Source organism: Dokdonella fugitiva, from assembly GCF_014138265.1.
GTDB classification, from domain to species: domain Bacteria; phylum Pseudomonadota; class Gammaproteobacteria; order Xanthomonadales; family Rhodanobacteraceae; genus Dokdonella_A; species Dokdonella_A fugitiva_A.
The window spans coordinates 499532-513724 of the sequence record NZ_JACGXL010000002.1 but is presented as its reverse complement, the minus strand read 5'-3'; the positions used below and the strand labels follow the sequence as shown (position 1 = coordinate 513724).

8 protein-coding genes and 1 tRNA gene are annotated in these 14193 nt (G+C 70.4%); 7 read left to right on the top strand and 2 right to left on the bottom strand.

What is annotated here, in order from left to right:
• Positions 1 to 33: 33 nt before the first annotated feature.
• Positions 34 to 627, top strand: a complete 594-nt coding sequence (locus FHW12_RS08410) for an ACP phosphodiesterase (protein WP_182530554.1) — start codon at positions 34 to 36, stop codon at positions 625 to 627.
• 195 nt (positions 628 to 822) lie between these two features.
• On the opposite strand, the gene FHW12_RS08405 is transcribed toward FHW12_RS08410, so the two are convergent.
• Positions 823 to 1326: a c-type cytochrome gene (locus FHW12_RS08405; RefSeq protein WP_182530942.1), complete on the bottom strand. Its 504-nt coding sequence runs from the start codon at positions 1324 to 1326 to the stop codon at positions 823 to 825.
• A gap of 234 nt (positions 1327 to 1560) precedes the next feature.
• On the opposite strand from FHW12_RS08405, the gene FHW12_RS08400 reads away from it, so the two are divergent.
• A tRNA-Arg gene (locus FHW12_RS08400) sits at positions 1561 to 1637 on the top strand.
• A gap of 53 nt (positions 1638 to 1690) precedes the next feature.
• On the opposite strand, the gene FHW12_RS08395 is transcribed toward FHW12_RS08400, so the two are convergent.
• Complete coding sequence (locus FHW12_RS08395; protein ID WP_182530553.1) at positions 1691 to 4474, bottom strand: winged helix-turn-helix domain-containing protein; 2784 nt, start codon at positions 4472 to 4474, stop codon at positions 1691 to 1693.
• Between the two features lie 531 nt (positions 4475 to 5005).
• Here FHW12_RS08395 and FHW12_RS08390 point away from each other — a divergent pair.
• From FHW12_RS08390 to FHW12_RS08370, 5 genes are all read left to right on the top strand, one after another.
• Positions 5006 to 8005: a proprotein convertase P-domain-containing protein gene (locus FHW12_RS08390; protein ID WP_220484372.1), complete on the top strand. Its 3000-nt coding sequence runs from the start codon at positions 5006 to 5008 to the stop codon at positions 8003 to 8005.
• Between the two features lie 227 nt (positions 8006 to 8232).
• The gene (locus FHW12_RS08385; RefSeq protein WP_182530552.1) at positions 8233 to 10443 is read left to right on the top strand and encodes a M20/M25/M40 family metallo-hydrolase; all 2211 of its coding nucleotides are present in this window, start codon (positions 8233 to 8235) and stop codon (positions 10441 to 10443) included.
• 249 nt (positions 10444 to 10692) lie between these two features.
• Positions 10693 to 11016, top strand: a complete 324-nt coding sequence (locus FHW12_RS08380) for a DUF190 domain-containing protein (protein ID WP_182530551.1) — start codon at positions 10693 to 10695, stop codon at positions 11014 to 11016.
• A gap of 18 nt (positions 11017 to 11034) precedes the next feature.
• Positions 11035 to 11613: a cytochrome b gene (locus FHW12_RS08375; RefSeq protein ID WP_182530550.1), complete on the top strand. Its 579-nt coding sequence runs from the start codon at positions 11035 to 11037 to the stop codon at positions 11611 to 11613.
• A gap of 15 nt (positions 11614 to 11628) precedes the next feature.
• Positions 11629 to 14166, top strand: coding sequence for a cation-translocating P-type ATPase (locus tag FHW12_RS08370; protein ID WP_220484371.1), 2538 nt, complete (start codon positions 11629 to 11631; stop codon positions 14164 to 14166).
• The last annotated feature ends 27 nt before the right edge of the window (positions 14167 to 14193 follow it).

Below are 14193 nucleotides of genomic sequence, written 5' to 3'. Positions count from 1 at the left end.
GACGCCGGTGCGACGCGCGTCGACGATCGCGGCATGAACCTGCTCGCGCATGCGCTGCTCGCCGGAGCGGACGACGATGTCCGCTTCGGCAGCCTGGTCGGTGATTTCGTGCGCGGCGCGATCGATCCCACGCTCCGCGCGGGCGTGCGCGCGGGCGTCGCCCTGCACCGCGGCGTCGACGCGTACACCGACGCGCACCCGCGTGTCGTCGCGGCGCGTGCGCGCTTCGAGCCGCCGTTCCGCCGTTACGCGGGCATCGTGCTCGACGTCTGGTTCGACCACCTGCTCGCGCGCGACTGGTCGCGCTGGGGCGCCGGCCCGCTCACGACGTTCTCGGACGACGTACGCGCGCTGCTGGATCGCCGCGCGGACGAGGTTCCGCCGCGCATGCGCCGCTTCGTCGAGTACCTGCGCCGCAACGACCTGCCCGCGCGCTATCGCGAGCGCCCGATGATCGCGGACGTGTTCGGCGGCCTGTCGCAGCGGCTGTCGCGCGAGAACCCGCTCGCGCGCGCGCTGCCCGTGGTCGAGGCGCAGGCGGATGCGCTCGAAGCGGATTTTGCGGCGTTCTTTCCGGATCTGCTCGCGTATGCGGAGCACCAGCGGGCGCGATTCGGAGTGGCGTGACCGGAGTCCCTGGAGCTGGCGCCGTCACTCCATCCTGGATCGAACCTGGATCGACCCAAGTGACGAGCGCGCGATGTCGGATGACATCGCGCAACCAGGGCTTCTCGAGCAGCCGTCCCTGGAGCTATCGCCGTCGGTCCATCCTGGACCGATCCAAGTGACGCGCACGCTGCCTGAGGGCAGCGTGCAAGCGCGTCACTTGACCTCGCCGGCGATCCATTCGACGGTGGCCTTGACCTGCGCGTCGTTGAGCGCGGGGTTGCCGCCGCGCGCGGGCATCACGCCCGCCTTGCCGGTGAAGCCTTCGATCGCATGCTTGACGAGCGTGTCGACGCCCTGCGCGACGCGCGGCGCCCAGGCCGCCTTGTCGCTGATCTTCGGCGCGCCGCCGGCGCCGGTGTCGTGGCAGCTGTGGCAGAGGTTGCCGTAGATCGTCTTGCCGTCGGTGGTGCCGCCGTAAGCGACCTGCGCGGCGGCGGCCTTGGCGGCGGCTTCCTGCGCGGCCTGCATTGCGGCGCGGCCGGTATCGCCCGCGTAGACGCCACCGACTGGCGCGATGCGGTCGGTGACGACCTTCGCCTTGTCCGGGTTCTCTTCCGGCGGATGCTTGGAATAGATGTACGAGCCGAGCGCGATCAGCAGCACCGCCACGAGCATGAGGAACGCGATCAGCTGCGCGAAGTGCTTGAGGAAGACCATGTCGGTCTTGGGAACGGGATTGGTCACGGAACCACCTCGAAAAAACGCGAATCGCCGGGCCAGGGCCCGATCGGCGTACAAAAAGTCTTGGGATTATAGCGGGCGCGCCCCGGCCCGCGGAAGGCGGCGGCCGCCCGGACCTTCCGCTGCCCGTCGCGTCCCGACCCGGATTACGCCGGTCGTCGGCTATACTGCCGCCCCGCCGGCGGTCCGACCGCCGGCGGCCACGACGATGCGCCCGTAGCTCAGCTGGATAGAGTACCGCCCTCCGAAGGCGGTGGTCGGAGGTTCGAATCCTCTCGGGCGCGCCATCTTCGAGCCGGCGGCACGCCCCGCCGGCAGGCTCCCCGCTTCGCTCGTCCGCTCACTGCGCCGCCTTCGCGAGCGCGCCGTGGCCGTGCGCGGCTGGGTTCATCCACAGATCCGACGCGCCGCGCAGGCCGCTCTGCGCGACGAGGTGCGCGCGCCGCGCCTCGGGGCAGTCGTCGAACGATGCGCGCGTGCTCATCAGGCTGTGCGCGAGCAGCTCGGCGAGCACGTCCTCGTGCCGGCGCGCGTCGGCGTGCAGCGCGCGCAGCATCTGCGCCGCGGCTTCCGGCTCGCCACGCGCCTGCGCGAGAAGCGCGCGCACGGTGCGCAGCCGGCGCATCTCGTACCAGTCGTCGGCAGGCACGAGCGCGCCGCCGAGCGCGGCTTCGCGCGCGGCGTCGTCGAGGCGGCCGTCGGCGAGCGCGATCTCCGCGCGCGTCGCGCGCGCGTCGGCCTCGATCAGTCGATAGCCGGAACCCTCGATCTCGGGCAGCACCTCGTCGAGCACCGCGCGTGCGACGTCGAGCTCGCCCGCTCGTGCGAGCAGCGGCGCGATCTCGATCGTGAGGTTCCAGCGATCGACTTCGTTCGCCTGCGCGCGCAAGGTCTCGCGCATCGGCGCGAGCAGCCGGCGCGCTTGCGCGAGGTCGCCGGTATGGATGGCCAGTTCGGCCTCGGCGATGTCGGCGAAATGATCGAGCACGGGTACGCCGGACGAGCGGCAATCGCGCACGTCGTCGCGCGCGGCCGCGGTGCGTCCCTGCATCATGTGCACGGCGACGCGCATGCAGCCGATCGTCGACACGTGCGGCGCGCGGCCGCGGTCGCCGTCGCGCACCGCCGCTTCCGCTTCGCTGAGCCGCGCGAGCGCGCCGTCGAAATCGCCGCGCAGGTAGGCGAGCCGCGCGGCCTGCAGGCCGACGCCGAACGCGATGCCGCCCTGCGGCGCCTCGGCGCGCAACGCGGCGAGGCGGTGGTCGAGCATCGCGAAGTCGAGCCGCAGCGCGTCCTCCTGCAGCAGGTTGAGGTCGAGCTTGCGCCGTTCGTAGGCGTTGCCGGCCGTGTCGGCGACCGCGGCCGCCTGCGCGAACCTCTCGCGGGCGCGCGCGATGTCGCCGGCACGATCGTGGAACAGCGCGGTGCGGCGCAGCGCGTCGATCTCGACGTCGGTGTTGCCGGCGAGCCGCGCCTCCGACAACAGTTCGTCCAGGTGCGCGGGCTCGCGCGCCGCCGTCGCGGTCGCCTGCAGGTCCGCCTGCAGGCGCGCGCTCAGCGCACCGAGGCGATCGCCGCTGCGTTCGTAGTCGCTCGCGGCGCTTTCGTACAGCGCCGGGTCGGGTGCGTCGCCCTGCGCGAGCCGCGCATCGGCGAGCAGCAGCGTGGCTTGCGCGCGGTCGTGCGGCCAGTCACGGTGTTCGGCCAGCGCGATCGCGTCCTCGGCAGCGGTGGCGGCGTGCTGGGGATCGCGATTCGACGACGCGATTTCCGCCTGCCGGATCAGCCAGCGCACGCCCGACGCGCCGGCCGGCAGCTCGCCTTCGACGCGCGTGGCCGCCTCCTGGATGCGGCCGGCGCGGCGCAGGCTGTCCGCTTCGTCGAGCCGCAACGGCACGTTGCGCGCGTACGCAGATTGCAGGCGCGCGAACGCGGCCGCGGCCGCGGCGTAATCCTGGTGCAGGAACGCCTGTTGCGCGCGCGCCGGCTGCTGCAGCGCCGGCGGCAGCGCGTCGAGCCACGGCAGCGCTCGTTCGAGCGCGCGTTCGGCACCGCTGCGCTGGCCGATCTCGGCGAGGCTCGCGGCGAGGCGCAGTTGCACCCAACCGAAGGCGGCGTCGCGCTCGGCGATCCCCGCGTAGGCGCGGACCGCATCGCCCCAGCGATGGCGTCGCTCGTGGGCGAGGCCGTCGACGAGTTCGCGCGCGCTGGCGGCATCGATCGACAGCGCCGGGAACGCCGCTGCATCGATCGACGGCTCGAGTTCGTGCAGCGTGGCGCGGCCGACGGCATCGATCGCGCTGACGAGCTGGCCCTCGCTGCAACGCTGCTCGATGTCGCCGCGGCGCGCGTCGCCGCGGAACCGTGCCGTGACGCGCCATTCGCCGTCACGGCGCGCGGGCGCTTCGACCTCGAGCAGCACGGCGACGTCGTCGCAGGCGTCGCACGCATCGCTCGCGTCCGCGGCGAGGAGATCGGGCAGGCTGCGCACCTGCCAGTCGAGCCATGCCCGCAGCAGCGCGGCCGGCCACTGCACCGGTTCGCCGCCCGCGCCGTCGGCGAGCACGAGCGCGACGCGCGTCGGCGCGCGCGACGCACCGCCACGCAGCACGGTCACGCTCGTCGCGCACGCGACGAGCGCCGCGAGCGCCGCCACCTTCGCCCACCGCCGCACGCGCGGCCGCGCGGGGAACGCGGGTTCGTCGGTGCCGTCGGCGGCGTCGAGCAGGGCGAACGGATCGACGATCTCGGCCGGCGCGATGGCGGCGTCGCCCTCGACGAGGCGGATCTCGCACGGCGGGTCGAACACGTAGCCTTGCTTGGAGACGGTGCGGATCCACTGTTTCGCGTCGTTGCCGAATGCGCGGCGCAGCATCCACACGCAGGTGGTGAGGCTCGCATCCTCGACGATCACGCCGGGCCAGATCTTCGCGAAGATCGCCTCGCGCGTGTGCAGCACGCGCGGTTCGTGCAGGAACAGGCTGAGCAGGTCGAACGTGCGCGGGTTGAGTTCGTGCGCCACGCCCATGCGCCGCACCACGCGATAGCGCAGGTCGACCTCGATGCCGCCGAGCACGATCTTCTGCGCCTCGGCGGGCCATGAAAGCCCGATGCGTTCGGTCATGGCTCCTCCCCAGGAGCGATCCCCATCGCCACTCCGGCACGAACCACCCCTGGTCGCGTGGTCGGAGCACCCTCAATGTTGCGCAAGGAAGCCTGTGAACGTTCGGATATAGCGCAGTCGAGCGTCGCGCTCAAGGGGACATGCACGAAGCTGCGGTGCATCGCACGCTCGCCGACGCCTCCGCCATGCGATAGCGGATGGACGTCCATTCAGATTCACGTGTTCGCCGAGTTTCGCGCGAATTGCAGCATGGCTGCAGCACGCGACGCCCACCGTCGTTCATGGAGAGATATTTCAGAGAATTCCGCAAGGGCGGAGCGTGCGCCGATATGCGAAACCGGTCGACGCCAGCCTGTCCGAGGGATCCATGCACGGCTCGCGGCGCGGTGCGCCCAGCGCACCGCGCGGCTGCGCGTTCTGCCTCGCCACCGGCGGCACCCCTGGTACGACGTATTTCTTGAGGGAGAGAGCCCAATGAATCGTTCGGCATCCACCCGGGGCCGCTCGACGCCACTCTGGCGGTCGGCCCCGATGTTGCTCCAGCCCCTGCTGTTCGGCCTGCTCGCCGTGGGGACGTTCGCGCAGGCGATCCAGCCGGTCGAGTCCGCGCGCGAGGCACCACGGCTGCGCCACGCGTTCGTCGCGCCCGAACTGCAGGTCCAGCCCGAACTCGAGGCGACCGCGACACTGGACGCGAAAACCGGTCGCCATGTCGAGGCAGCCGACTTCGCGCGGCGCAACCCCGGGGCCTGGGAGATGCGCTGGGACCGCCGCGCTGACCGCCCGGACCTCGTCCAGGGCGCGGGCGTGCCGCTCGTGCCCGGCCGCGGCAACGCGCTCACATTGGCTTCGCTCGGCCTGCGCGCGAGCGACCACGTCGACATGGCCGTCGTCGAGACGCGCCTGCTCGATTTCATCGCCGCGAACCACGCGCTGCTCAAGACCGACGGCCTCGAGTTCCAGCTCGACGAAACGTCGAGCACGGTCTACGGCAAGGGCGATTCGCACTGGTTCGTCGAGCTCGCGCAGTCGAAGGGCGGCGTGCGCGTGCGCGGAGCGAACCTGTTCTTCCGCATCTCGCACGGCAACATCGTGCAGTTCGGCAGCCACCTGGTCGCGCCGGTCGCGATCGACACGCAGCCGGTGTCGTCGCGCGAGAAGGCGTTCGAGCTCGCGTTCGGCGAACTCGACTTCGGCAGCGGTGCACGGGTCAAGGAGATGCTCGAGCCGGGTGAACTGCTGCTGCTGCCGTACGCGGCCGACGGCAAGGGCGCCGGTGAAGGCTTCAGCGGCGCCGACGGCGCCGGCTACGCGCATCGCCTCGCCTGGCGCTACGTGTTCCGCATCGGCGGCGACCGCAGCACCTACGAGGCCATGGTCGACGCGAAGACCAATCGCGTGATCGAAGTGCGCGACCTCAACGACTACGTCAGCGCGACCATCGACGGTGGCATCTACGCGACCGGCGTGAACACCGGCGCCGAGACGATCGTCGCGATGCCGTTCGCTGCAGTCACCAACGGCAGCGCGAAGGTCACCGATGCGCTCGGCATCTACGACTACTCCGGCGGCACCGCGACGACCGCGCTCGACGGCAAGTATTTCAAGATGGTCGACACCTGCGGCTCGATCTCGCTGTCGAACTCGAGCGACGGCAACCTGCACCTCGGCACCGACACGAGCACCGACTGCGGTGCGGCCGGCGGCGCCGGCGGCAACGGCAACACGCGCGCGTCGCGCAACGGCTTCTACTACCTGACCAAGATCAATCGCAAGGCATCGGGTTTCCTGCCTGGCAACGCGTGGATCGCCTCGAAGGTGACCGCGAACATGAACGTCAACGACGTCTGCAACGCGTACTGGGACGGCAGCTCGCTGAACTTCTTCAAGTCCGGCAGCGGCTGCTCCAACACGGGCGAGATCGCCGCGGTGTTCCTGCACGAATGGGGCCACGGCATGGACACCAACAGCGGCGGCTCGGCATCCGAGTACGGCACCGGTGAGGCGGTCGGCGACAGCTTCGCGTTCCTCGAGACCAAGGACGGCTGCATCGGCAACAACTTCCAGCCCGGCGTGCCGTGCGCGAACTGCTCGTCGAGCTGCACCGGCGTTCGCGACGTCAACGCGTTCAGCACGCTCGGCGCGGCGGTCATCGCCAAGCCGGCGAACGTGACCAACAACTCGAGCATCAACTGCGACCGCTACGCCTGCCCCTATCTCGCCAACGGCATCACGCCGTACCAGGGCCCGATGGGCTACGAGGGTCATTGCGAGAGCTACATCGCGAGTTCGGCGAACTGGGATCTCGCGCAGGCGCTCGTCACGCAGTACGGCAGCACGCAGGGCTGGGCCGAGATGGACCGCATCTGGTACGGCAGCCTCACGCCGAGCAAGAGCGCATACCAGGTCACTTCGGGCGGCAAGTGCAACGCGAGCGCCACGGTGAACGGCTGCGGCTCGAACAACTGGTACACCGTCTATCTCGCGGCGGACGACGACGACGGCAACCTCGCCAACGGTACGCCGAACGGCTGCCGCATCTGGGATGCGTTCAACGCGCACGGCATCGCCTGCGGCACGCGCCCGGCGTGTTCGGGCGGTGGCGGCGGCAACGTGCCGCCGGTGGCGAACTTCGGCGTGACGACGAGCGGCCTTACCGCCAACTTCACCGACAGCTCCACCGACAGCGACGGCACGATCGCCTCGCGCGCGTGGACCTTCGGCGACGGCGGCACCTCGACCGCGACCAACCCGAGCCACACCTACGCCAGCGCCGGCACCTACAGCGTCTCGCTCACCGTCACCGACAACGGCGGCGCCACCAACACCAAGACGAGCTCGGTCACCGTCTCCACCGGCGGCGGCAACGTGCTGCAGAACGGCGTGCCCGTCACCGGCCTGTCGGCGACCACCGGCACCAACACCGCCGTCTACACGATGGACGTGCCGGCCGGCGCGACCAACCTCGTGTTCGCGACCTCGGGCAGCAACGGCGACGCCGACCTCTACGTGAAGTTCGGCAGCGCGCCGACCACGTCGAGCTACGACTGCCGTCCGTACACGAGTTCGTCGAGCGAGACCTGCACGTTCGCCTCGCCGCAGGTCGGCACGTACTACGTGATGGTGCGCGCGTACGCGAGCTTCACCGGCCTCAGCCTCACCGGCAGCTACTCGACCGGCGGCGGCGGCACGCAGACCTACAGCAACGCGACCGACTATCCGATCGCCGACAACGCGACCGTCGACAGCCCGATCACCGTGTCCGGCCGCAGCGGCAATGCACCCAGCAACGCCTCGGTGACCGTCGCGATCGTGCACACCTACATCGGCGACCTCAAGGTCGATCTCGTCGCGCCCGACGGCACGCTCTACAACATCCACAACCGCACCGGCGGCGGCACCGACAACATCAACAAGACGGTGACGCTCAACCTGTCGAGCGAGGCGCTCAATGGCACGTGGAAGCTGCGCGTGAACGACAACGCCGCGCAGGACACCGGCTACATCGACAGCTGGAGCGTGACGTTCTGATGCTGCGGGCCGGCCGGATGGGGGAGAGACATCCGTCCGGCCCGATCCAGGGACGGATGCGGCGGTAGCGACGCGCGTCGCGACCCGCTGCGCAATGGCGGCAGCCCCGGCCCCCGCCGGGGCTGCCTTTCTTTCGCGATCGCCGAATCCCGCCGGCGACGCCTCGCCGTCCGAAGCCCGCCGCGCGCAACGGTGTGCGGCACCGTGCGGCCTTGCAGGAGCCTTCCATGAAGCTGTCCGCCCACGTCCTCGGCGCCACGCTCGCGCTCGGCGCGGCCGTGTTCGCGCCACCCGCTTCGTCCACGACCGCACTCGCGGCGGGTATGGACGCCGAAAGCGATCCGTTCGCGCGCATGTTCATCGTCAGTTCGCGCGATACCTACGACCTCATCCGCCCGCTCACGCTCGCCGCTTCGCCGCGCCTTGACGCCACCGGTGGCGCGTTGATGGTGTCGGAGGTCGAGGCGCTCCAGCTCGGCGCGATCGCCGAACGCATCCATGAACGCGAACTGCGTTGCGGCGGCTTCTTCGCGTTCCGCACGCGCGTGGAGGCGGACGCGTTCGTCGCGGGCGACCGCTCCGCGGTCGTCGCCGGGCGCTCGGCGCTGGTCGCCTACACGATCGACAACCACGCCACCGTCGACGCCTGGCTGCCGCTCGTCGGCGAAGCGAACATCCGCGGCACGATCTCGTCGCTGTCGGGCTACAAGAACCGCTACTACACCTCGACCTACGGCAAGAGCGCGGCGGAGTCGATCCGCTCGACCTGGGCCGGCCTCGCCGGGAGCCGCAGCGACGTCGTCGCCGAGCTCTACACCGGCTGCACGAACTGCTCGACGCAACCGTCGGTGATCCTCACCGTGCAGGGCGCCGACCTGCCGAGCGAAGTCGTCGTGCTCGGCGCGCACCTCGATTCGATCAACGGCTCGGCCGGCGGCAGCACCGAGCAGACCGCGCCGGGCGCGGACGACGACGGTTCGGGCATCGCCACGCTGACCGAAGTCATCCGCGTCGCGCTCGCGAACGGCTGGCGCCCACAGCGCACGGTCAAGTTCATGGGTTATGCGGCCGAGGAAGTCGGCTTGCGCGGTTCGAACGCGATCGCGCAATCGTTCAGGAACGCGGGCACGAACGTCGTCGGCGTCATGCAGTTCGACATGACCAACTACAAGTCCGGCAACGTCGAGGACATGCAGCTGATCACGGACTATTCGAACGTGGCGATGCAGACGTTCCTCACCGACCTGTTCGACGCCTACCTCGCTCCGCGCGGGTTCAACCGCGGCACCTATACCTGCGGCTACGGTTGTTCCGACCATGCCTCGTGGACGAGCGCGGGCTATCCGGCCGCGATGATGTTCGAGGCCGGCGACGCCAGCGGCTACTTCCCGTACATCCATTCAGCCAACGACACGCTCGCGAACATGGCGAACTCGGCGCAGAACAGCGTCAAGTTCGCGCAACTGGGCCTCGCCTTCGTCGGAGAACTCGGCAAGACGCACGCCACGACGCCACCCGCGAACGTGCCGCCGGTCGCGAACTACGGCGTGACGACGAGCGGCCTCGCCGCCAGTTTCACCGACAGCTCCACCGACAGCGACGGCACGATCGCCTCGCGCGCGTGGACCTTCGGCGACGGCGGCACCTCGACCGCGACCAACCCGAGCCACGCCTACGCCAGCGCCGGCGCCTACAGCGTCTCGCTCACCGTCACCGACAACGGCGGCGCCACCAACACCAAGACGAGCTCGGTCACCGTCTCCACCGGCGGCGGCAACGTGCTGCAGAACGGCGTGCCCGTCACCGGCCTGTCCGCTGCAGCGGGTGCCGACAAGCGTTTCACGCTCGACGTACCGGCCGGCGCGACCCACCTAAAGTTCGTGACCGCGGGCGGCAGCGGCGATGCCGACCTCTACGTCAAGTTCGGCGCGGACCCGACGACGACGACGTACGATTGCAAGTCGGAAGGAAGCACGACCGCCGAAACCTGCAGCATCGCGACGGCGCAAGCAGGCACGTACCACGTGCTCGTGCACGCGTACGCCGCGTATTCGGGCACGAGCCTGACCGGCAGCTATTCGACCAGTGGCGGCGGCACGCAGACCTACAGCAACGCGACCGACTATCCGATCGCCGACAACGCGACCGTCGAGAGCCCGATCACCGTGTCCGGCCGCAGCGGCAATGCACCCAGCAACGCCTCGGTGACCGTCGCGATCGTGCACACCTACATCGGCGACCTCAAGGTCGATCTCGTCGCGCCCGACGGCACGCTCTACAACATCCACAACCATACCGGCGGCGGCACCGACAACATCAACAAGACGGTGACGCTCAACCTGTCGAGCGAGGCGCTCAATGGCACGTGGAAGCTGCGCGTGAACGACAACGCCGCGCAGGACACCGGCTACATCGACAGCTGGAGCGTGACGTTCTGATGCTGCGGGTCGGCCGGATGAGGAGAGACATACGGCTGGCCCGATCCACGGACGGATGCAGTGGGTCGCGACGCGCGTCGCGACCTGCTGCGCGATGGTGGCAGCCCTGGCGTCCGCCAAGGCTGCCTCCTTTCCGCGTCGGCATCGGCGTCGTCCACGCGTAATTGACGCCGATCAAGTCACCGTCGCGGCGACGGTCGACAATCGGTGCGTCCCAGCACAAGCGGAATCCTGCCGAGGAATGCTCCGATGCGCGGCCAGTGCCTGCGGTTCTATTTCTGCGACGACGCGGGCGAATCCGCGTCGCCGCGCCACGAATGGCTGCTCCAGCATGCGCGCAGCATCGGTATCGCGGGTGGTTCGGTTTTCCGTGCGATCGCCGGATTCGGTCGGCACGGTGGCCTGCACGAACCGCGCTTCGGCGAACTGCCCGGCAGCCAACCGCTCCTCGTCGAGTTCGTGCTGCCGGAAGAGGAAGCGCGACGCCTGATCGATTCGCTCGCGAGCGAACCACTCGCACTCACCCATGTGTGCTGGCCCGTCGAGTTCGGTCTCGTCGGCGGACGTTCCTGAAAGGACGAGGAGCACCGCATGTACTGGAAGAACGAGACGCACCACTACAGCTCGCCCTCGATCGCGCTGCATTGGGCGATGGTCCTGCTCGTCGTCGCGGCCTACGCGACCGCAGAATCTCGCGAGCTGTTCGCCCAAGATGGTCCGCAACGCACGGGATTGGCCACGGCGCACGCATGCGCCGGCCTAGCCGTGTTCGTGCTCGTGTTCGCGCGGCTTGCTTTGCGAACCGGCCCGCGGCCGGCGATCGTGCCGCCGCCGTCGCGGCTGCAGGCGCGCCTCGCCCTCGCGATGCACGTGCTGCTGTACGCGTTCCTGATCGCGATGCCGCTGCTCGGCTGGCTGCTGGCCAGCGCCGAAGGTACCGCCATCACGCTCGGCGCATTCCAGCTGCCCGCGCTCGTCCCGCCCGATCGTGCACTCGCGCAGATCGCCGAGGAGGTCCACGAAGGCGTCGCCACCGCCGGTTACGCGCTCGTCGGGGGGCATGCCGGCGCCGCGCTCGTGCACCACTACCTGCTGCGCGACGACGCGCTGGCGCGCATGCTGCCGCGACGCACACGGCGGCACCGGCCACGGCACGGCGCGGAAGATTGAAACTGGGAGCGACGCATGAACGACGCGCCCGCGCTGCGCGGCCGCATCGCGTTCCAACCGATGCGGGGCGGCCTGGACACGGCCGAAGCGGAACGCCGCCTGGCGCGTGATGGCGCGAACGAGTTGCCGACGGCGCGTCGCCGCGGCTTCTTCGTGCGTACCCTCGCGGTGCTGAGGGAGCCGATGTTCCTGCTGCTCGGTGCCGCCACGACGCTGTATCTCGTGCTCGGTGATCTCGGCGAAGCGCTCGTGCTGTCCGCCTCCGTTGCGGTCGTCGTCGGCATCACGCTTCGCCAGGCGGGCAAGTCGGAAAGGGCGCTCGACGCGCTGCGCGATCTCTCGACGCCGCAGGCGTCGGTGCTGCGCGACGGTGATCGGGTGCGCATCGATGCACGCCGGCTCGTGACCGGCGACGTCGTCGTACTCGGCGAGGGCGACCGCGTGCCCGCGGATGCGCGCTTGATCGAGGCCACGCAGCTCGGCATCGACGAATCATTGCTGACCGGCGAAGCGTCGCCCGCGCCGAAAGGAACATGCGCGCCAAGCGCGGAAGCGGAAGCGGCGCCGACGCGCGACGACCACGTGTACCGAGGCACGCTCGTCGTGCACGGGTACGCGCTCGCCGAGGTCGTCGCGACGGGCGCGCGCACCGCGGTCGGCCGCATCGGCGCTTCGCTCGAGCGCACCAATCCACCGCGCAGCACCCTGCAGCGCGAGATCGACCGCGCGGTGATCGTGTTCGCAGCCGCCGGCCTCGGGCTCTGCGCGAGCGTGACGCTGCTGTACGCGCTGCTGCGCGGCGGATGGATCGATGCGCTGCTCGCGGGGGTCACGCTCGCGATCGCCAACGTGCCGGAGGAGTTCCCGGTCGTGCTCACCGTGTTCCTCGCGCTCGGCGCGTGGCGCCTCGCCCGCGAGCGCGTGCTCACGCGACGCATTCCGGCGATCGAGACGCTCGGCGCAATCACGGTCCTGTGCGTCGACAAGACCGGCACGCTCACGGAGAACCGCATGCGCATCGCGGCGTTGCGCCAGAGCGGGGCGGCATGGGATGTCGCGGCCGGCGTGCCGATCGGAGCGGAGTTCGACGACCTGCTCGTTCGTGCCCTGATGGCGTGCCGCATCGATCCGACCGATCCGATGGAGCGCGCGATCGTCGAGGCTGCAGCGCCCCGGGCCGGCGCTGGCGAACGTACGCTCGTCCGCGAATACCCGCTCATGCCAGGCCTGTTCGCGCGCACCCAAGTGTGGCGTACGCCCGCTGGGCTCGTCGGCGCATGCAGCGGGGCGCCGGAAGCGATCGCCGACTTGTGCCGGCTCGCGCCTGCGCGTCGCGAAAGCATGCTCGCCGACGTCGCGGTGCTCGCGCGGCACGGCCTTCGCGTGATCGCGATCGGGGCGCTCGAGCATCCCGTGTCACTGCCGCTGCCCGAGCGGCAGGACGCTCTCGCCTTCGTCGAAGCCGGCCTCGTCGCATTCGCCGATCCGCTGCGCGAGGGCGTCGCCGCGGCCGTCGCCGAAGCGACCGCGGCAGGCATCGACGTGGTGATGCTGACCGGCGACTTCCCGGAGACGGCGACGGCGATCGCGCGGCAGGCCGGCATCGACGTAGGCGACGGCCCGCTCGCCGGCGCAGCCCTGTCCGTACTCGACGACGCGCAACTCGCGGCCATCTGCGCGCACCGGCGGGTGTTCGCCCGCGTGACGCCGGAGCACAAGCTGCGCCTTGTCGAGGCGTTGCGCGCTCGCGGCGAGATCGTCGCGATGACCGGTGACGGCGTCAACGACGCGCCTGCCTTGAAGGCGGCGGACGTCGGCATCGCGATGGGCCGGCGCGGCACCGACGTCGCGCGCGAGGCAGCGGCGCTCGTGCTGCTCGACGACGACTTCGTTTCGATCGTGCGTGGCATCCGCCGTGGGCGCACGATCCACGACAACATCGTGCGCGCAATGCGCTACATCCTCGCGGTGCACGTGCCGATCATGGGCATGGCGCTGCTTCCGCTGCTGACGGGCGGGCCGCTCGTGCTCTGGCCGATCCACATCGTGTTTCTCGAGCTCGTGATCGACCCGGCCTGCGCGCTGGTGTTCGAGCGCGAGCCGGCGGCAGGCGACGTCATGCGTAGACCGCCGCGCGATCCGCACCGTACCGTGCTCGGGCTGCGCCTGCTCGCCGGCGGCGTTCTCGACGGTGCGCTCATGCTCGCGGCTTCCGCGTTCGTGTACGCGACGGCACGCGCGCTAAGGTGCCCGGATGCCGGTGTCGCCGCCGCGACCTTCGTCGCGCTGGTCGTCGGCAACGTCGGCCTCATCGCGCTCAATCGTGGCAGCGGCCTGCTGCACAAGCGCAATCACGCGTTCTGGATCGTCGCTGCCGGTACAGCGAGCGTGCTCGCCGCAACGCTCGGCCTGCCGCAACTCGGCCACCTGTTCCGCTTCGAGGCCCCCCCTGCGGGTGTGCTCGCGCTCGCGGCCGGCCTCCCCCTCGCAGCCCTCGTGCCGCTCTTCGTCGCGCGAACGCGCGCCTCGGCCCCGGCGGCAGGACACGCCTGAGCAGCCGTCGAATGGCGCGGCGATGCG

Bases quoted from the DNA above. Each gene is read 5' to 3' on its own strand.
- FHW12_RS08380 (WP_182530551.1), top strand. From the start codon at position 10,693: ATGCGCGGCCAGTGCCTGCGGTTCTATTTCTGCGACGACGCGGGCGAA.
- FHW12_RS08370 (WP_220484371.1), top strand. From the start codon at position 11,629: ATGAACGACGCGCCCGCGCTGCGCGGCCGCATCGCGTTCCAACCGATG.
- FHW12_RS08390 (WP_220484372.1), top strand. From the start codon at position 5,006: ATGTTGCTCCAGCCCCTGCTGTTCGGCCTGCTCGCCGTGGGGACGTTC.
- FHW12_RS08375 (WP_182530550.1), top strand. From the start codon at position 11,035: ATGTACTGGAAGAACGAGACGCACCACTACAGCTCGCCCTCGATCGCG.
- FHW12_RS08395 (WP_182530553.1), bottom strand. From the start codon at position 4,474: ATGACCGAACGCATCGGGCTTTCATGGCCCGCCGAGGCGCAGAAGATC.
- FHW12_RS08410 (WP_182530554.1), top strand. From the start codon at position 34: ATGAACCTGCTCGCGCATGCGCTGCTCGCCGGAGCGGACGACGATGTC.
- FHW12_RS08405 (WP_182530942.1), bottom strand. From the start codon at position 1,326: ATGGTCTTCCTCAAGCACTTCGCGCAGCTGATCGCGTTCCTCATGCTC.
- FHW12_RS08385 (WP_182530552.1), top strand. From the start codon at position 8,233: ATGAAGCTGTCCGCCCACGTCCTCGGCGCCACGCTCGCGCTCGGCGCG.